The 18,569-nt window shown below is 65.5% G+C and carries 17 protein-coding genes; 5 read left to right on the top strand and 12 right to left on the bottom strand.

Going from position 1 to position 18,569, the window contains the following annotated elements; all coding sequences use genetic code 11:
• Positions 1-6 precede the first annotated feature (6 nt).
• The 3 genes from NUU27_RS01695 to NUU27_RS01685 all read left to right on the top strand — a co-directional run bounded on the left by NUU27_RS01695 (position 7) and on the right by NUU27_RS01685 (position 3,319).
• Positions 7-519, top strand: coding sequence for an invasion associated locus B family protein (locus tag NUU27_RS01695; RefSeq protein ID WP_257760313.1), 513 nt, complete (start codon positions 7-9; stop codon positions 517-519).
• Positions 520-662: 143 nt separating this feature from the next.
• A complete protein-coding gene (locus NUU27_RS01690) occupies positions 663-2,390 on the top strand; it encodes a hybrid sensor histidine kinase/response regulator (RefSeq protein ID WP_257760312.1) in 1,728 nt (575 codons plus the stop codon).
• Positions 2,391-2,552: 162 nt separating this feature from the next.
• Positions 2,553-3,319, top strand: a protein-coding gene (locus NUU27_RS01685; protein ID WP_257760311.1) for an IS5 family transposase whose coding sequence is annotated in 2 segments (ribosomal slippage) — positions 2,553-2,877 and positions 2,877-3,319 — 768 coding nt in all. Because the reading frame shifts where the segments join, the coding sequence is not laid out codon by codon here.
• Here NUU27_RS01685 and arsC read toward each other — a convergent pair.
• From arsC to NUU27_RS01650, 7 genes are all read right to left on the bottom strand, one after another.
• A complete protein-coding gene (gene arsC / locus NUU27_RS01680; RefSeq protein WP_257760310.1) occupies positions 3,316-3,738 on the bottom strand; it encodes an arsenate reductase (glutaredoxin) in 423 nt (140 codons plus the stop codon). The two genes, NUU27_RS01685 and arsC, sit on opposite strands and share 4 nt — an antisense overlap.
• Entirely contained in the window at positions 3,735-4,769 is a 1,035-nt protein-coding gene (arsB, locus tag NUU27_RS01675; RefSeq protein WP_257760344.1) for an ACR3 family arsenite efflux transporter, read from the bottom strand. The genes arsC and arsB overlap by 4 nt, the downstream gene beginning before the upstream one ends.
• 67 nt (positions 4,770-4,836) lie before the next feature.
• Complete coding sequence (locus NUU27_RS01670; RefSeq protein WP_257760309.1) at positions 4,837-5,346, bottom strand: arsenate reductase ArsC; 510 nt, start codon at positions 5,344-5,346, stop codon at positions 4,837-4,839.
• A 9-nt stretch (positions 5,347-5,355) separates the two neighbouring features.
• Positions 5,356-5,688 (bottom strand): helix-turn-helix transcriptional regulator, encoded by a 333-nt coding sequence (locus NUU27_RS01665; RefSeq protein WP_257760308.1) that lies wholly within the window; start codon positions 5,686-5,688, stop codon positions 5,356-5,358.
• A 152-nt stretch (positions 5,689-5,840) separates the two neighbouring features.
• Positions 5,841-8,111 carry a xanthine dehydrogenase family protein molybdopterin-binding subunit gene (locus NUU27_RS01660; RefSeq protein ID WP_257760307.1) on the bottom strand — a complete coding sequence of 757 codons (2,271 nt, stop codon included), beginning with the start codon at positions 8,109-8,111 and terminating at the stop codon, positions 5,841-5,843.
• Positions 8,101-9,159, bottom strand: coding sequence for a xanthine dehydrogenase family protein subunit M (locus NUU27_RS01655; RefSeq protein ID WP_257760306.1), 1,059 nt, complete (start codon positions 9,157-9,159; stop codon positions 8,101-8,103). Before NUU27_RS01655 ends, NUU27_RS01660 begins: the two co-directional genes overlap by 11 nt.
• Entirely contained in the window at positions 9,156-9,653 is a 498-nt protein-coding gene (locus NUU27_RS01650; protein WP_257760305.1) for a (2Fe-2S)-binding protein, read from the bottom strand. Before NUU27_RS01650 ends, NUU27_RS01655 begins: the two co-directional genes overlap by 4 nt.
• Before the next feature lie 199 nt (positions 9,654-9,852).
• Between NUU27_RS01650 and NUU27_RS01645 the strand changes: the two genes are divergently transcribed.
• Positions 9,853-10,431, top strand: a complete 579-nt coding sequence (locus tag NUU27_RS01645; RefSeq protein ID WP_257760304.1) for a TetR/AcrR family transcriptional regulator — start codon at positions 9,853-9,855, stop codon at positions 10,429-10,431.
• 209 nt (positions 10,432-10,640) lie between these two features.
• Here the strand turns inward: NUU27_RS01645 and NUU27_RS01640 are convergent, their stop codons facing one another.
• From NUU27_RS01640 to NUU27_RS01620, 5 genes are all read right to left on the bottom strand, one after another.
• On the bottom strand, positions 10,641-11,114 hold the full coding sequence (locus NUU27_RS01640; protein ID WP_257760303.1) for a VOC family protein: 474 nt from the start codon (positions 11,112-11,114) through the stop codon (positions 10,641-10,643).
• Between the two features lie 140 nt (positions 11,115-11,254).
• Positions 11,255-12,598: a lysine N(6)-hydroxylase/L-ornithine N(5)-oxygenase family protein gene (locus tag NUU27_RS01635; RefSeq protein WP_257760302.1), complete on the bottom strand. Its 1,344-nt coding sequence runs from the start codon at positions 12,596-12,598 to the stop codon at positions 11,255-11,257.
• Positions 12,595-14,430, bottom strand: a complete 1,836-nt coding sequence (locus NUU27_RS01630) for an IucA/IucC family siderophore biosynthesis protein (RefSeq protein ID WP_257760301.1) — start codon at positions 14,428-14,430, stop codon at positions 12,595-12,597. The genes NUU27_RS01635 and NUU27_RS01630 overlap by 4 nt, the downstream gene beginning before the upstream one ends.
• Positions 14,430-15,506: a GNAT family N-acetyltransferase gene (locus NUU27_RS01625; RefSeq protein WP_257760300.1), complete on the bottom strand. Its 1,077-nt coding sequence runs from the start codon at positions 15,504-15,506 to the stop codon at positions 14,430-14,432. The genes NUU27_RS01630 and NUU27_RS01625 overlap by 1 nt, the downstream gene beginning before the upstream one ends.
• Positions 15,503-17,248, bottom strand: coding sequence for an IucA/IucC family siderophore biosynthesis protein (locus NUU27_RS01620; protein ID WP_257760299.1), 1,746 nt, complete (start codon positions 17,246-17,248; stop codon positions 15,503-15,505). The genes NUU27_RS01625 and NUU27_RS01620 overlap by 4 nt, the downstream gene beginning before the upstream one ends.
• A 144-nt stretch (positions 17,249-17,392) precedes the next feature.
• On the opposite strand from NUU27_RS01620, the gene NUU27_RS01615 reads away from it, so the two are divergent.
• The gene (locus NUU27_RS01615; protein ID WP_257760298.1) at positions 17,393-18,559 is read left to right on the top strand and encodes an MFS transporter; all 1,167 of its coding nucleotides are present in this window, start codon (positions 17,393-17,395) and stop codon (positions 18,557-18,559) included.
• The last annotated feature ends 10 nt before the right edge of the window (positions 18,560-18,569 follow it).

Genomic DNA, 18,569 nt, shown 5'->3' with positions numbered 1-18,569 from the left:
CGCAACATGTCTGTGGCAGTGGCGGCGATCTTTTTCGCCGCCACTGCCGCTTTGGCGCAAGCCGAAACCCAATCGTCCGATGCGCCATCCTCCCTGTCGGAAACCTACGACGACTGGACGGTTGCCTGCGTGGGGCAGGGCGAGAAGCGCCGCTGCGCATTCACCCAGCGGCAGATCCAGAAGGACGGGCAGCGGGTTCTGGCCATCGAGCTGACGCCTTCCGATGACGGCGGACTGAGAGGCTCGCTCGTGCTGCCTTTCGGTCTCGATCTCAAGAAGGGCGCGACCTTCAGCATCGACGATCTGCCGCCCGGAAAACCCTCTCATTTTCAAACCTGTCTGCCCGTCGGATGCATCCTCCCCCTGATCTTCACGGAGGAGACGACAAAGGCGCTGCGCGCGAGCGAAAGACTGAAGATCGGCACCTATGCCAGCGATGCTCAGAAGGAAGTGCCGTTTTCCGTTTCGCTGAAGGGTTTTGCGGCGGCGCTCGACCGCACGATCGTCCTGACGCAATAGCGAACGTTTCAGCCACGCGCGTCCATTCGGATGCGCAAAAGGCGCCGCTGTGACCTTTCGAACCTGTGCATCGGCTTGTGAAGATTATGCGTCGCGGCCGGCGCGGTCATGCCATAAAGGGGCGATCCAACAGAGGACACCCCATGAGCATAGCGGTGACCGCGGCGGGGAGAGAGACCCCCATAGTGTCTCTGATCGAACGACTGACCTTGCTGCTCACGGGCAGCACGAGCGAAGATTATGATGCCGAGCGGGGGCAGGCGGTCACACGTGTTGTCAATGGCCCGCTGACGCTGCTGTGCCTGATCGTGGCGCTGCTGCTCGGCGATCAGGACGCGACATTCACGATCCTGGTCATATCGGCCTATGCCGCAATCTACATTCCGGCGTCGTGGATCCTGCTCCTGAGGACGATCAAGCGACCGGGCTACAATTTCGGTCGCCGCGTCTTCGCGATGGTCAACGACTATCTGGCGATGACGTTCGTCCTGGCCATGGGGGGAGCCTACACGCTGCCGGTTTGGGCGCTCGTGCTTTGGGTGACGGTCGGGAACGGGCTTCGGTTCGGCTTGCGCTATCTGGTGGCGGCCACCGGTTGTGCGCTCGCCTCCCTCGTCGTGACATGGATGTTCAACGCGTACTGGCAAGCCAATCCGTTCATGGTGGTGACGCTCGCCATCACCGCGATTCTCGTGCCGGCCTACATCTTCGGCCTGCTGGCGCGGCTGCAGGCGGTGTACAACACGGCGCTGGAAGCCAATCTGGCCAAGTCCAGGTTTCTCGCCCAGGCGAGCCACGATCTGCGCCAGCCGATCCATGCGATCAGCTTGTACATCGCCTGCCTGCAAGATGCGGGCCTCGGCGCCGAAGAGCGCTCGATGGTGGAGAAGATCGACCGCTCGCTGCACAGCGTTTCGCGGCTGTTCCGTTCGTTGCTCGATATCTCCACGCTCGACAGCGGCAAGGTCCAACCCAGCGTGAAGCCCGTGGCGATCGGCAAGTTGCTCGAGGACATCGCGCAGCAGAATTCGCGGGCGGCCGAATGGGCCAAGGTGTCGCTGCGGGTCGTGCCCTGCGCGCACCATGTCCTCGCGGACGACGTGCTGCTGACGACGATGATCCAGAACATCCTGAGCAACGCCTTCAAATATGCTCCCGGCCGCAAGGTGCTGCTCGGTTGCCGCCGGCGAGGCGGCAAGCTGGCGATCACGGTTCACGACCAGGGCGAGGGCATTGCCGAGGTGCACCTGCCGCATGTCTTCGAGGAGTTCTACCAGATCCGCGAGAAGGGCGACCGCGACGTGGAGGGGGTCGGGCTGGGGCTGCCGATCGTGTTGAGGCTCGGCCGGCTCATGAATCTCACCGTGGGCATGCGATCGGTCCAGGGGCGCGGAACCACGGTGAGCATCGAAGGGCTGGAGATCGTGCCGGCGCCGGCGACCCCGGCGCCACGCAAGGACGTGCCGTTGCCGTCCGTCATGAACGGCTTGCGCGTGCTTCTGGTGGAAGACGATCAGGATGTGTTGCTGGCGACGGCGACGCTGCTCGAGAAGTGGGGCTGCACGGTGCGGGCCGAGACCGCGCCGCCGGCGACGGTGGACGGGTGCGATGTGCTGGTCACGGATTTCGACCTGGGCGGCAAGCGAACGGGCGCCGATTGCATCGCGCTGGTGCGCAAGCTGGCCCGGGAGGATGTGCCGGCAATCGTCATGACCGGTCACGACGAAACCCGGGTGCGGGCCGAGCTCGGTGATCCGTCGATCCCGATCCTGGCCAAGCCGGTGCATCCGGCCGAGATGCGGTCGGTGCTGAGCACGGTCGTTCTGGGCATGTCCGGCCGGCGCCAACCGAAGGATCAGGCGAGCCCGTAGGCGGCGGCTGTAGGTCCCGCTCAGTTTTTCAGGATCCAGAGCATTTTGCAGTGGGCTGACCACGTTTTCATGAAACGATGAACCGGTCTAGGTTCTGTACCCATAAATGGGATTCCATTTGAGACTGGCTCGTGATTCAAGCTCCTTGAGGAGGAGCTTTGGATGGCACGTTTCGATCTCACGGACCGGGAGTGGGCGCTGATAGCGCCGCTGCTTCCCAACAAGCCGCGCGGTGTTGCGCGCGCGGACGACCGGCGCGTCCTGAACGGGATTTTCTACATCCTGAGAACGGGCTCGCCCTGGCGCGACCTGCCCGAACGCTATGGCCCCTATACGACAGCCTATAATCGCTACAATCGATGGGCCAAGGCAGGCGTTTGGTTGCGGGTTTTCGAGGCTTTGGCGGCGGCCTCGCCACAATCGATGCAGTTGATCGACAGTTCCATCGTCCGCGCTCACCAGCATGCCGCCGGCGGTAAAAAGGGGGTCCGGATCACGCCATCGGCCGTTCTCGTGGAGGACTGACCAGCAAGATCCATGTCGTCGTCGACGAGAAGGGATTGCCAGTCCGCCTCGCGCTCACGGCAGGGCAGGCTTCCGACAAAGCCACCGCACCCGACCTGCTACGAGCCCTTCCGGCCGCCGCAATCGTCGTCGCCGACCGCGGTTATGACTGGCAGCACCTGATCGATCTGGTCAGCGAGCGCGGCGGAAAGGCACACATTCCGACCCAACGCGATCGCAGGGTCCAAAGGTCTGTCGATCCAAGCCTTTACCGCCAGCGCAACCTCGTCGAGCGCTTCTTCTGCAAGCTCAAACACTTTCGCAGGGTCGCCACACGCTACGACAAGCTCGCAAGAAACTTCCTCGCAGCCGTAGCTCTCGCATCAGCACGACTATGGATGCGTGCTTATGAGTCCACTACCTAGACGGACCGCCGGCCGTCCGCGTCGATGACCACTTCGCCATCGTCCTTGGTGAAGGGGCCGATATGCGGATTGGGCAGGATGTCCAGCACCGTCTCGGAAGGCCGGCACAGCTTCGTGCCCAGTGGCGTGACGACGATCGGTCGGTTGATCAGAAGCGGGTGTTCGAGCATGAAGTCGATGAGCTGGTCGTCCGACCATTTCGGATCGTCTAGCTCGAGCTCGTCATAGGGCGTGCCCTTTCGGCGCAGAAGGTCGCGGGGCGCAATGCCCATCGCGGCGATGAGCTCGAGGAGCTTTTCGCGCGACGGCGGCGTCTTCAGATACTCGATCACCTCCGGTTCCTCGCCGGACTGGCGGATCATCGCCAGCGTGTTGCGCGAGGTGCCGCAGGCCGGATTGTGGTAGATGGTTATCGTCACAGGATCCTCCCGCCGCGCTCATACCACCCCTTGCTGCGCTTTACGATCCACACCACCGAAAGCATGACCGGCACCTCTACGAGCACGCCCACCACGGTGGCGAGGGCGGCACCGGAATTCAAGCCGAACAGTGCGATCGCAGCCGCCACGGCAAGCTCGAAGAAGTTCGATGCGCCAATGAGCGCCGAAGGACCGGCCACGCAATGCTGCTCACCCGACAGGCGATTGAGAAGATAGGCGAGCCCGGAATTGAAATAGACCTGGATGAGGATCGGCACCGCGAGAAGGGCGATCACCAGAGGCTGGGCGATGATCTGCTCGCCCTGGAAGCCGAAGAGCAGCACCAATGTGGCCAACAGCGCCATCAGCGAAAGGGGTTGTACCTTGGTGAGGAACCGGTCGAGACCCGCCTGGCCGCCAGTCGCCAGCAGCCTCCTGCGCAGCATCTGCGCCACGATGACGGGCAGGACGATGTAGAGCACCACGGACAGAAACAGCGTCTGCCAGGGCACGGTGATCGCCGAAAGTCCGAGCAGCAGGCCGACGATGGGCGCGAAGGCGACGATCATGATCACGTCGTTGAGCGCTACCTGGGAGAGCGTGAAATTCGGCTCGCCGCGGGTGAGGTTCGACCAGACGAAGACCATGGCGGTGCAGGGCGCCGCCGCGAGGATGATGAGGCCGGCGATGTAGGAATCGATCTGGTCGGCCGGCAGGAGCGGGCGGAACAGCCAGCCGACGAACAGCCAGCCGAGCACGGCCATGGAGAATGGCTTGACCGCCCAGTTGATCAGCAGCGTGATGCTGATACCGCGCCAATAATTGCCGACCCGGGCCAGCGAGGCGAAGTCGACCTTGAGCAGCATCGGCACGATCATCAGCCAGATCAGCACGGCGACCGGAAAGTTGACCTGAGCCAGCTCGGCGGCGGCGATGATGCCGAACAGGCCGGGCAGCGCGTGGCCGAGCGCAATCCCGGCAACGATGCAGAGCGCCACCCAGACCGTGAGGTATTTTTCGAAAAAGCCGATGCCTGCGGGAGCGGCACTCCCGGCTTCGATGGCGTGATCGGTCATGGTTGTCCTTGCCTCGTCGGTTTCAGTCGGCCTTGGGCGCCGCGTTGCCGATCTCGTTCAAATGCCGTTGCAGCGCCAGCCGGTCGAGAGAGGCGAGCGGCAGGCTGGTGAAAATGGAGATCCGGTTGTGCAGCATCCGGTAGGCGTCGGAGAAGGCATAGTGCTTCTCCGCCTCGGTGCCTTCGGCGGCCGCTGGATCGGGGATGCCCCAATGCGCCGTCATCGGTTGGCCGGGCCAGATCGGGCAGGCTTCGGCGGCGGCGTTGTCGCAGACGGTGAAGACGAAGTCCATCTTCGGAGCGTCAGGCTTGGCGAACTCCTCCCAACTCTTCGAGCGTGCGAAGGCGGTGTCGTGGTTGAGGGTCTTGAGCAGTTGCAGCGCGTAAGGGTGAACTTTGCCCTTGGGTTGCGATCCGGCCGAATGGGCCTTGAACCTGCCGGCGCCCAGCCGGTTCAGAATTGCCTCGGCCAGGATCGACCGGGCCGAATTGCCGGTGCACAGGAAAAGAACGTTCAGCGGATTGTCGCTCATTGGAGGCCTCTAACACTCACAGGTCACAGCTTCGATCACGGGACGGCAGAGTTCCGGCGCGCCGTCGCAGCAATCCTCCATCAGATAGGCGAGAAGATCGCGAAACCCGGTCATGTCTGCAAAGTATCGGATGATGCGTCCCTCTCGCTCGGCTCGAACCAGTCCCGCATGGGTGAGGATCTTCAAATGGGTCGAGGTGGTGTTCTGCAGGGCGTCGAGGCGCGCGGCGATCTCGCCTGCGGGGATTCCTTCCGCTCCCGCCTTGACCAGAAGCCGAAAAATCTCGAGCCGGTTTTCCTGACCGAGCGCCGCCAGAGCGGCAAGGGCGATTTTCTTTTCCATATATCTGTGATTCTCGATTTATTGGTACATCTAGCACCGCAGGCCGTGCTCTGTAAAGTCACGACGCGAGAATGTGGAAAAGCGGGTGAGACGCCGTTGCGGCGGCTGAAACCGTGCCCGGCGGAGCGTGCAAGGCTCCGCCGGGTGTCATTCTACTCTGCGCTCGAGCCGGCCAGAAGGTCTTCCATGCGGATCGGGAATCGCCGGACGCGTGTGCCGGTCGCGTGCCAGACCGCATTGGCGATCGCCCCCACGGTACCGGTGATGCCGATCTCGCCGACGCCCTTCACACCGATCGCATTGACATGGGGGTCGTCCTCCGGGATCAGCAGCGCATCAAGTGCGGGAACGTCGGCGTTGACCGGCACGTGATATTCGGCAAGGTCGGCATTCAGGAAGCGGCCCGTCCGGCGATCGGTGATCGCTTCCTCGTGCAGCGCGAAGGAAATCCCCCAGATCATGCCGCCGAAATACTGGCTGCGAACGAGGCGGGGGTTGATGATCCGGCCGGCGGCGAAGGCCCCGACCAGACGCGTTGTCCGGATCTGACCGAGGTCGGGATCGATCTTCACCTCGGCGAAGACCGCGCCGTGCGAGTACATCGCATGGGTGGACGCAACCGCCGGATCGCGCGTCGATTTGGCCGTGCCGACCACTTCTGTGCGGCCGGCTCGGGCGAGGATCGCGGCATAGGTTTCGCCGCGCTGTTCGTCGTCACGGCGATGAAGCCGTCCGGCCTGCGCGACGACGCCGATGTTGCCGGCGCCGAAGAGCGGCGATTCCGGGTCGGCGGTGGCCAGTTCGGCAAGTTGTGCGATCGCGTTGCCGCCGGCGTTGTGCAGCGCCATACCGGCGCTTGCCGTGTGTGCCGAGCCGCCCGCGATGCCGCCGTCGGGAAGGGTCGATTCGCCGGAACGGAGCTCCACCTGATCGGGATCCAGACCGAGCGCTTCGGCGGCGATCTGGGCGAGCGCCGTCCAGGCCCCTTGTCCCATATCGACGCCGCCCGTCTCCACCAGAGCCGTGTCGTCGGCGCGCAGGGTGGCACGCGCCTCGGCGGGAAAATGCGGGCAGGGGAAGACGGCCGTCCCCATGCCCCAGCCGACCAGAAAGCCGTTCTCGTCGCGCATCGTGCGTGGCGCGAGCGGCCGCTCCGACCAGCCGAAGCGCTTGGCGCCCTCCACGTAGCATTCGCGCAGCGCCTTGGAAGAAAAGGGTTTTCCGGTGACGGGCTCCGTCTCGGCATAGTTGGCAAGCCTGAAATCGAGCGGATCCATCCCGCACGCCTCGGCTGCTTCATCCATGGCCACTTCGAGGGCCGCCGACCCGGAGGCTTCTCCGGGTGCGCGCATCGGCCCCGGCGTACCGATGTCGAGCCGAAGGCCTTCATGCTCGGCCAGGATGGCAGGGCTCGCGTAGAGCGGCAGGGAGGCGTTCGCCGCTGGCTCGATGAACTCGTCGAAGCTCGACGTGGCGCCTAGCGCGTGATGATGGAGGGCGGTGAGGCGCCCCTGCGCGTCGGTTCCCAGGCGCAGCTTCTGCCAGGTGCGGCCGCGATGCCCGACCGGACCGTACATCTGCGCCCGGGTCAGAGCGAGCTTGACGGGGTGGCCGAGCATGCGCGCGGCCAGTATGGCGAGGATCTGCGGTCCGTTGAGGATGGCCTTGGAGCCGAAGCCGCCACCGAGGAAGGGGGAGCGGATCACGACATTCTCGGCGGGTATGCCGAAATAGGCCGCATAGGAGGCACAGCTCAGCGCCAAAGCCTGGTTCGGCATGTCGATCGTCACGCGGTCGCCGTCCCATTGGGCGACGATCGCGTGGGGTTCCATCGCATTGTGGTATTGCGACGGCGTGACATATTCGGCCTCCGTTACCCGGGCGGCAACGGCGAGGCCGGCCTCGATATCGCCGTGAGCCGTACGCGCCGGTGCGCCCACGCCGATCGCTTGCGGATCGAAACGCGTGCCGTTGGACGGTCCGGTGCGTGCCGGCTCGGTCTCGTAACGCGGGTCGAGCAACGCCGCCCCTTCCGTCGCAGCCTCGAGGGATTGCGCGATCACCATCGCGATCGGCTGGTTGACGTAACGCACCGTGTCGTCCTGCAGCACCTCCACGCGGAAGCCGAAGGGGGGCATCTTCTCGTCCGGGTCATGCGCCAGCGGCGGGCGGTTTGCCGGCGTGAGGACCTCGACGACACCGGGGTGCGCCTTGGCCGCCTCGACGTTTAGCGACCGCACCCGCCCTCTGGCGATGCTGCTCGTGGCGACGACCGCATAGAGCGTGCCGTCGGGGTGGTTGTCCGCCGCATAGGTTGCGCGGCCGGTGACCTTCAGCAATCCGTCACGACGTGTCAGCGGCTGGCCGGCGTTCGAGCCATGCCGATGGTGGCGGGCAGTGGGGGAAGCGGTCTCATGCTGCATGGTCGGCTCCAGGAACTGTCGAAAAGGGCGAGGCCGGCAGCGCCGGCATGATCTCCGGCGTGCCGCCGCGTGCGAGGGCCAGGGCGCGCGCCACGATGCGGCGCGCCAGTTCGATCTTGAAGGCGTTGTCGCCCGAGGGGCGGGCCTCCGCGAGCGCCAGTTCGGATGCTCTGGCAAACGCCTCGGCGGTTGCGGCCGCGCCGATCAGCGAGGCCTCCGCCTCCCGCGCCCTCCAGGGTTTCGCCGCGACGCCGCCGAGCGCGATGCGGGCGCCGCGAATGGTATCGGCCTGCACGTCCAGCGCAGCCACCGCCGAGACGATGGCAAAGGCATAGGAGGTGCGCTCACGCAGTTTCAGATAGCGTGAGCGGGGCGCGAAGCGGGCGGCTTCGGCGGGAATGCGCAGCGCAACGATCAGCTCGCCCGGTGCCAATGCGGTTTCCTGTTCCGGCGTTGCGCCGGGCAGAGCGTGCAGGGCATCGACGGCGATCTCCCGGGTTCCGTGCTCGCCTTCTGTCTCCGCCACCGCGTCGAGCGCCGTCAGCGCCACGCAGAAATCGGAGGGGTGGGTGGCGATGCAGTGTTCGCTCCAGCCGAGCACGGCGTGCAGGCGGTTTTCCCCCTCGCGCGCGTCGCAGCCCGATCCCGGCGACCGGCGGTTGCAGGCGCTGGCCGGATCGTGGAAATAGGCACAGCGCGTGCGCTGCATCAGGTTGCCTCCGACGGTCGCCGCGTTGCGGAGCTGTGCCGAGGCGCCCGAAAGCAGCGCCTCGGCGACGGCCGGAAAGGTCCGCGCGAAACGGTCGTCATAGGCAAGGTCCGAATTGCGCACGAGGGCGCCGATCCGTACGCTGCCGTCGTGAAGCCAGTCGATGCGGTCGAGACCAGGCAGACGGGTGATGTCGATGATGCGCTCGGGCCTGAGCGTGCCGCCCTTCATGAGGTCGAGCAGATTCGTGCCGGCCGCGAGATAGGCCGAGCCCGGCGCGGATCCGGCCCGCACCGCCTCCGGCAGGGTGGCCGGTCGGATATAGTCGAAGGGGGTCATGCCGCGTCCCTCTTTTCGTCGTCTGAAAGGATCTTCTGTGCTTCCAGCACCGCTTCGGTGATGCCCTGGTAGGCGCCGCAGCGGCAGATGTTGCCGCTCATCAGCTCGCGGATGCGCTCGGGATCGTCGCCCGCACGGCCTTCGTTGATGAGGCCGACGGCGCTCATGATCTGGCCCGGCGTGCAATAGCCGCACTGGAAACCGTCATGCGCGATGAAGGTCGCCTGGACGGGATGCAGCGTTTCGCCGTCGGCAAGACCCTCGATGGTGGTGATCTGCGCTCCATCCATGCTGGCCGCCAGAGCCAGGCATGAGTTGATGCGCCGCCCGTCCACCAGGACGGTGCAGGCGCCGCACTGGCCCCGGTCGCAGCCTTTCTTGGTGCCGGTCAGGTGAAGCCGCTCGCGCAGCAGGTCGAGCAGCGTCACGCGCGGGTCGTCCAGCGCGACGTCGCGCGGCTGGCCATTGATCGTGAGTCTGATGGAGAGTGACATATGGTACCCCATTCAGTGATTGTGATGTATGGATCGGAACCGCCGGGGCGGTTGAGGAGAAAGGGCGCGGAGAGAAATCGACGCGAACGGTCCGTCGGCCCCGACCGGCAAAATGCGTTTGTGAGCATTTCCCGGTGACGAACTATTTATACGGAGGATGCCTCCGTTTATCAAGGGGCAAAGAGCGCTGTTGAAGAAAATGGGATCGAAAAGTGAAAAAGCCAGCCGTCGGCCGCGTGCGGATTCGATCCGCAACCGTGAGCGGCTGCTTGAGGCGGCGACCCAGATCTTCAGCGCCGGCGGCCCGCAGGCAAGCCTGGAAGCCGTTGCGCGCGAGGCCGGCGTCGGCATCGGCACGCTCTACCGGCATTTTCCGACGCGGGAGGCTCTGTTCGAGGCCGTCTATCGGCATGAGGTCGATCTTCTTGGCGATCTCGCCGAGCAGCTCGCGCAGGAGACCGACACAGTCGAGGCGCTGCGGAAATGGCTGCAGGCGAATGTCCGCCTCGTGGCGACCAAGAAGGGCATGATCGAGGCTCTGCAGCTCGTCGCGCACGGCTCGTCCGACCTCAAGGCCTATTCGTTCGAGCGCATGACAGGCGCAATCGGCCTGCTGCTCGATCGTGCCGTGGCGGCGGGCGAGATCCGCTCGGACATTTCGCCGGAAGACCTGCTGCGCACCCTGGTCGGCATTTTCTACTCGCAAGGCACGGTCGACTGGCAGCCGACCGCCCTGCGCCTCGTCGACGTCTTTGTCGACGGGTTGCGCAAGCGCTGAGGCTTGCGGGGTCCTTTTCCGGTCACCCTCAGTCCTGAGACCGGTTCACCGTTTCACGGAAACGGTGAACCGCTCCCCTTCTTATGTTCTCCGCATTTGTGCGGACGTCAGGTGATTCCACCTGACTGCAAAATGCTCCAGATCATAAACGCGATCGGATTCAAAAAGTCAGAGCGGGATGCGGGCGGAAAACCGCTTCTCCCTTTTCCTCATCCCGCTCTAGCGGCCGCCTCCAGCCCGGCTATGTCCAGCTTGACCATCTTGAGCATCGCTTCGGCGACCCTTTTCGCCTTGTCCCGGTCGGGGTCGTTCATGAGCTCGCCGAGCCGCTTTGGCGTGATCTGCCAGGACAGGCCCCAGCGGTCCTTCAGCCAGCCGCATTGCTCGATCGAGCCGCCTTCCTTCAAGGCGTCCCAGAGGCGATCTATGTCGGCCTGGGTCTCGCATTCCACCATGACCGAGAAACTGTGGTTGAATGGATCGAGCGGGCCGGCCTCGATGGCCATGTAGCGCTGGTCGCCCAGCGTGAAGGAGCCGATCCTGACGCTGCCTGCAGGGCCGCTCGGATTGTCGGCGGGCACGGCCGATACCCAGTGGACCGACGAGCCGGGGATCAAAGACGTGTAGAAGTCGATGGCAGCTTCCATGTCCTTCTCGAACCAGAGATGCTGGGTGACCTTCATCGTAACGTTCCTTCTTTCGACCTCACGCGGATTGCCGCCGCGCTTGATGTTCGCGGATTGGTGTGTGCTGCCTGAGGACGAACAAGGTCGGCGGTTCCCGACTCTCGGACGGAAAAAACCGCATGGCGGGCTTGGCGGGTTCAGGCCCGGTTCTGTACCGGCGGAGGCGGGGGTCTCCGACCTTGCGCCGACATCATGGTCGCGGGCGCCGGGTGGTCTTCACTCGTCCACCGCACGAGGGGCGGGCGCTCTTCCAGGTCGAAATGCCGGCGGCCCAGAAGTGCGTTGACGATCACCGCGCTGCGCCATGCCATCAGGCTCAATTGCGGCTCCGCGATGCCATGGGTGTAGCGACCGGCATTGAGCGCGAAGACGCGCCGGTCCGCCGGTCCGTCCCATTTCACGGAGAAATCGCGGTTCAGGCGGAAGAGGCCGTCTTCACCGAGCGCCAGCTTCGACTTCAAGGGCGCGATGAAATCCGGAAGCGCCTGGTTGTAGCCCGTTGCCAGAACGATGGTGTCGGCGCTCGCCATCTCGATGCTGCCGTCGAAGCCGTTGCGCATGACGAGGCGGGCTTCGTCGCCTTCCAGGACGAGGTCCAGCACCTCGCGATGCGGCAGAAGCCGGGCGTGCGGACCATCGCCGAGATGACGGAGCTCGTAGAGGCGGCGGTAGAGGCTGCGCAGCGTCGACATCGAGATGCCGTCGCCGGAGAGCTTCTGCCGCTCCACGGTGGCGCGCCGGCGCGGTTCCGTCAGGGCGTGGAAGCGCTCGACATAGGACGGAGTGAACTGCTCGTCGGCAAACGGGGAATCGTCGAGCGGCTGAAAGTTGGAACGCCGGCTGATCCACAGAACCTCGGTTCCCGCGGGAGCGGCGGACAGAAGGTGCAGCGCGATCTCTGCCCCGCTTTGCCCGCCGCCCACGATGGCGAAACGCCGTCCTTGCGAGCAGCCCAGCCGGCAGGCCGTCTCCGACGAATGAAACGCCCTGCTTCCGATCGCCGGCCGCGCCCAGTCCGGGACATGCGGTGTGAGCCCGACGCCGAGAGCAAGGTTGCGGGCGAGGCGCCTCTCCCCGTCATCGAATGCGAAGGTGAAGTGCCTGCCGTCGAAATCCACCTCCCGCACGTTGCAGCCGAAGTCGAGTGCGGGCAGGTTTTCCGCGACCCAGGCGAGATAGCTTGCGAATTCCCGGCGCGGCACCGCTTCGAAATCGGCATTCAGGAACTCGTAGAAGCGCTTGTGCGCGACGAGATAGGAGACGAACGACCACGGGCTGGTCGGGTTTGTTGCCGTGACGAGGTCCTTCAGGAACGAGGTTTGCAGCTCCACGCCGGGCAGCATCATGCCGGGATGCCAATCGAAACGGGGGGCGCGGTCGAAGAAGCGAATGTCGAGGCCGCTGATGGAGTCGAGCTGCGCGGCCAGGCTCAGGTTGAACGGGCCGATGCCTATTCCGGCGAGATCGTGAATGGTCGTCATCGTGTCGGAGCTCCTGACATGGCTGGGCGGGGTTCGGCCCCATGGGAGGCAAGGACCGTTTCCGCAAGGTGAAGGGGGTTGTCCAACGCGTTGCCGAGGGCCGGGGCCGGGCGCTCGTTGGCGTCGCCGTAGCCGATCGCCAGCCGCACCCGGTTGATGGCGATGCGCGGGATCTTCGGCTTGAAGAGATCGAAGAGGGCAAAACGCTGGGCAAGGTCCGGGTGATCGGCCTGGTAGCGGCGCAGGCACCCGGCAAGGGTCGCGTAGAAGACGCGTTCATCGAGGCCGTCGCCATCGGCCAGAGCCTCCGAGAGGAAGCGCAGCACGCTCGCGAAGTGGCCGGTCTGCAGATGCTGCAGGAGATGAGCCGGCGGACGGCGTTTCAGCACCTGCTGCGCCGCGTGGGGCAGCGACGTGAGCTCGGCGAAATCCTGATCGGCGAGATCGGCATCCCCCTGGAAATCCTTGATGGCAACGCCGGTCGGCGTGGAGCCTTCGAGGATCACGGTCACGTTCTGCCCGTGGGCGATGAAGCCGACGCCGTAGCGGCACATGAAGTGGTAGAGCGGCACCACCACCGCATCGAAGAGGCGCTCGAGCCAGGCGGCATGGTTGAGCCCGGAGCGGGCGATCAGGGCGCTGGCGACGGGCCGGCCGGCCGCATCGCGTTGGGCGAGCGCGCCCATCATCATGGGCCGATGCCCGTCGGGCAGGCCGAGCTCCGGGCTTTCGCGCCAGATCGCGCCGAGCATCTCGCAGAACTGATAGGGCGCATCGGGCACGCGCTCGTAATGGGGATGCGGATAGAAGGCGCCGGCCACCTCGCGGAGCACCCGGAGCCGGTGCAAAACCGGATCTTGCCTCGCCGTCTCGTCGAGCCAGCGGGAGAAGGCGGGGCCGATGCCCATGTATTTTCCGGGGACGCCGCGCCAGGCCGAGGTGTTGAGGATGGAGAGCGGCAGCTTGACGTGCAATGCTTCCGGGCGGCGCGCATTGGCAAGCGTGCGCAGCGATTGCTGGGGAATGAACGGGTCACCGAACACACCCATCGGGATCAGCCTTCCGGCGGCGACTTCGCCGGCATATTGCGCGGCGATCTGCGCTTGCCACTGCCAGGGATGGACGGGCAGGGCGAAATGGGTCGCGGAGGAGACGCCCGCCTGCGCAAGGGCCTTGCTGAAGCGGGCCTGTTCCTTCCCGTCGAGGGCGGCTTCCAGCAGCGTGTCCTCGCTCACCTGCGGATCCACAGACAGTGCGATGCTGGATCGGGCCGCGGCCAGCCAGAAGAGCCGGATCCCGCGACCGAATTCGGGAGCATGGTCTTCGAAATCGCGCAGCCCCCAGCCGAGGCGGCCCTTGTTGGCGGGCGCCTTCGGATGTCCGTCCAGCAGGCGTTGAAGCGCCGTGTCCGGCAGGGATGCCAGTTCGTCCGCCGAATAGCCGGCGCGCTCCGCCGTAATGCGGGCATCCGCCATCAGCGTGTTGTAGAGCTCCTTGGCATAGGTGCAGAACGTGGCCGGCGAGATGTCGAGCGCCTGGCGCGCATCGAGGAAGAAGCCGACCGCGTCGTCGACGCGCCTTTCGTCCGTTCCACGCGTAAGGCTCTCGGGGCGGATGGCGAGCTGGCCCCAGATGCGGCGCACCGCCTCGAAGCGATAGCAGATACCCGATTCGAGCCGAAGCTCCCATCGCGTCTGCGCCGCATCGAGCGCGACGGGCGAAAGCGCTTCCTCATAGGTGAGCTCGGAGATCGCCTTTGCGACGGCAGCGCGGTTGACCAGTGCCCATGTCGCGGCGTCGATCCGCTGCTCTTCCGGCATGGGGCCGAGCATCACAGCGGCACCTCGCGGAAAAAGCGTTCGCGTTCGCAGCAAACGAGCGCGGCGCGCTTGTGCGGGAAGTCGAACTCCTTGAGCTTTTCATAGGCCGCGTCGGCGGCGTAGCTCAGCATCTTCTGATGCGAGGCGCGGGGCTCGCCCATGATGCGCCGGGTGCGCGGATCGTCGAGGAAGAGATAGTGCGTGACCGAGCGGAACAGTGCCAGCGTCTTGGGCCGTCCGAGATGGCGCGGATTGCCGATCAGCCCGTGCCAGCCGCGGTCGAAATCCTCGTGCTCATAGTAGGGGCCGAGCCGGTCTTCCTTGGCCCAGTAGAACTCGAAATAGCCGGTGGGCTCACCGTCGAAGCTGGCGATGACGCCGAAAATATGCGGATCGGCCTCCTGCTCCGCAAGATAGGCATCAAGCTCTTCCTCGGTTTTGGCGAGCTCCCAGAAATAGGCGACGCGCCCCTGGTTCATCCAGTGGTGGAAGAGGGGGAGGTCGGAGCGCCGGTCGATTGGCCTCAACGAAACCGTCAGGCCGAGCTCTGCCAGCCATCGCTCATACATCAGGCCGTCGGGCCGGGGCGGGCGCAGCGGCGGCAGCCTGTCTTGCGGGCCGATCGCCGATCGCAGCAGGGGGTAGGTGACATGCGCTCGCTGGTGCCGCCACAGCAGCGGTAGCTGCCGGAAGGCCGAGCGCCGGACGATCGCCACCTCGCCGTCGCTCTCCGTGGCAAGGGCCGCAACCGGCGGAACCTGCTTTGCTGCCGGCAGGCCGATGCTCGTCACGCTAGGGAGCCGCAGGAACACGGCATCGACGAGCGCGGCGAGCAGATGGGCGCCATCGGCGCGCGCTGGTGAAAGCCGCACATCCGCAAGGGCGGCGCGATCGTCCCTCGCCTGGACAAGCCGTGCGGTTGCGATCGTCTCTCCGCCTCGTCCGGTCAGGGTCAGGATGCCGTCGCGCTCGAGCCGTGCGGCAAGGTGGCCGCCACTGGCCGGAAAATGCCGGGTGACGTCCCGCGCCTGCATCGGCTGAAGGGTGCCGGCGCGGGTGAAGTCGCGGTTTGCGGGCTGTGCGGTCATGGGGTAGCCTTTCGGGAGAGCGGGTTGGGGAGCTGGACGTAGCCGGCCAACGGATCGGTCACCTCGGTGTTCTCGTTGACGTTGCCGAGCGAGAGCATGAAGTTGCCCTTGGCCGCGAGGGTGGGCGAGGAAAGCAGGTAGTCGAGGCAGGTCCGATCCTCGACCCGCAAGGCAAGGCGCTCGAGGAAGGCGCGGAAGAGACCGGTCAACCGGTCTTCTTCGGCAAGGCGCGCCGCACCCAGCGCACCAACCACGGCGAAGGCGCCGTTGACGAAGAGATAGTAGCCGACGAGCCTGGCCGCTTCCTCGCGATCGAACACGTGGTCGGTCGCGGAGCCGACCTCCGGCAGATGCTTGCGCAGGCTTGGCAGGAACTCCTCGAGATAGCCGGTCCCCTGGCAATCCCTGAAATAAAGTCGCTCCGGCCAGCCGTCCTTGAGGCCAAGCACGAGGTTCTGCTGATGCGCGCCGAAGAGCAGACCGAAGCTTCCCTGGGCAATGAGGAAGGGCTCGACGGCGATCTTCAGGAAGCGCCCGAACCAATCCTCGGCCACTTTCTGCTCCGTTTCGCCGGAACGCTTTGCGATGCGGCGGACGAGGTCGGCGAGATGGCTGCCGCGCTCGTCGGGGTGCCGCTCGCACAGAGCCGCGAGCACCGCCGCCGGCGGCTGATCCGTGCCCTCGAAGGGGTTTTCACGGAAGACAACGGCGGTTTCCTGAACGATCCCCGCGCCCGGCGCGCGCAGGGCGAGCCACACGGGCTCGCCGAGGACCTCGAAGTCCGGACACCTCGCCTTCAGGGCCTTGCCGAGCGGGCCGGACAGCAGGCGGTGAATGGCAAGCCCGCGGGAGCATTCGCGCGCTTCCACGATACGGCGCGAATTGGTGAGGCGCAGGCTGAGCGAGAACTTCAGCATCCACGGCACCTGCGCCGAATAGACAGTCCTGAGCGAGCTTGTGGCACGCCAGACGGGGCCGCCGAGGCCAAGATCGACAAGGTGCGATTCCCGCATCAGCCGGTCGAAGAACGGGTCTTCCATCAGCCGCGCGGCCTGCCACGGATGCAGCGGCAGGAGCGCCTTGCCGGTCGCCGCAGCGCGCGCGACCAGTGACGTGTCGCCGCCGGTGAGCGCGGCGACGGCCTCCGTCGGTGAGATGGCGGTGGCACTCTCTCCGACGAGGAGTTGCGGCTCCACGGCCCACCAGCGCAGGTGGAAGCCGTTGCCGTATTCCGGTCCGTAGCGCCGCGAATCCTCGCCCGTGAATTCGTCGCGGCTGCGCGGCGAGGGATGCACAGCATGGCCGAAACGCAGCGCCTTCTCGGCCTCGATGAAAGTGGGATCACCCGCCGCAAAAGGACGCTCGTCACGGGATATCTCGGCGATCTTTGCGATGGCCTCGGCGCTGTCGAGCACGCGACGCAGAAAGGTCATCCGTGCGGCGGGCGAGGAACGATCGGCAAGCGTCTTCTCGCCGAGCAGCAATGTGACAAGCCCGGGCAAGGTGACCGGTCGCAGGTCGCCATGGCCGCGGTCGATCTGCATGGGAAAGGCAAAGGAATGATAGCCGGTCTTCGAAACATGGAGGATCGGCACGCGAACTTCCGCGTGGGAGGCAGGCAGCGAAAGCCGCAGCATGGCATTGTCCGTGCCGAGCGAAGCGCCCGCTTCCTCCGACAGGCTCCAGCCGCTCCACTCGCGGATCAAGGCGTTGAGGAAGCGGCTTGTCGCAGGGCTGTACATGTCTGTGCCTGAGTTTAGCATTTCTATTCCCTCTATTCCTCGATTTAAGTATAAATAAGTCTTTATGAAATAGATAATTGCATTTTGTGTCAGTTATATTTTATATATAGATAATTTTATCTGGTGTTGTGAAGGATGATGAGAATGGTGAACGCGCGACCGGTTCGATCGCTTGCGAGGCGGCTTGCTCCGGCGGTCTCGACGGTCGGGTTTGGCCAGTCCGCTTTTGCGGCGCTGGTGCCGCTGATCGCCACGCGAACCGGCCTTGGTACGGGAGAGATCGGTTTTGCCGTGGCGGCGGGTGCGCTCGCCTTCGTCTTCGGCGCACCGCTTATCGGCGGGCATGGCACAGGGTTCAGTCAAGGCTCGGTGCTGCGGGCTCTGGGATTGCTCCTGCTCGTCGGTCAGCTCGTGCTTGCCGGTCTGGTCTGGGCTCAACCGCTCGCTCCGCTTGCCGCCCTCTGGCTCCTTGCCGCCTCGCGGGTCGTTTACGGTCTGGGCGCATCGGGGGTGATGCCGACCGCCCAGGCCTGGGTCGCGCGCGAGGCCCACGATAGCGAGCGGCAGTCCTTGCTCGCCCTGCTCAGCGCCGGGCTGGGCAGCGGGCGCATCCTGGGCGCCACTGCTGCAATGACGGCGAGCCTCGCCGCTCCCCTTCCGTTCCTGCTTCTCGTGCTGAGCCCGATCACGCTCCTTCTCGCGCCCGGCGGCGGTGAGAGGCATCGGCAGACCGGCGGAAGCCGCCGCATGCGCCCGACGCGCGGCATGCTGCCCTTTCTCGCGGCCGGCTTCTGCCTCACCATGGGGTTCGGCCAGGTGCAGATGATCCTGGGTCCGTATCTTCAGGCAAGATTCGGCGTTGCGGCGGTTTCGGCGACCGCTGCAACGGGGCTGATCCTGGCCCTCGTCGCCATGGTCATGATCCTCGTGCAGGTCATGGCGGTTCCGCGCCTTCCCTTCGGCCGCAAATCGAACGTCGTCTTCGGCGCCGGCTTGCTGGCTTTCGGTGCCGGGATTGCCGCGGCAAGCGGCAACCTCGTCGCTTGTGCCGCGGGACTGGTGCTCGGCGGCATCGGCGTTGCACTCGCTTCGCCGGCTTATCTCGCCTGGCTCGTTTCCCGGCTTGAACCGGAAGAGCAGGGCGCGGGCGCCGGCTGGATGGCGAGCGCCCATGTGCTGGGGCAGGGGGCGGGGGCCCTGGCCGGCGGCTATGCCTTTGCGCTGTGGCCGCTGCTGCCCTTCATCGCCTGTGCCTGCCTGGCGAGCGCCACCGCGATCGCGATGCTGGCGATGAGGCAGTCCGCCGGTTAAGCCCGCTGCG

The organism is Nitratireductor sp. ZSWI3, assembly GCF_024655565.1.
In the GTDB taxonomy this organism is placed as follows: Bacteria; Pseudomonadota; Alphaproteobacteria; order Rhizobiales; family Rhizobiaceae; genus Nitratireductor.
The sequence above is the reverse complement of the archived record's forward strand: the minus strand, read 5'-3'. Positions and strand labels throughout refer to the sequence as shown.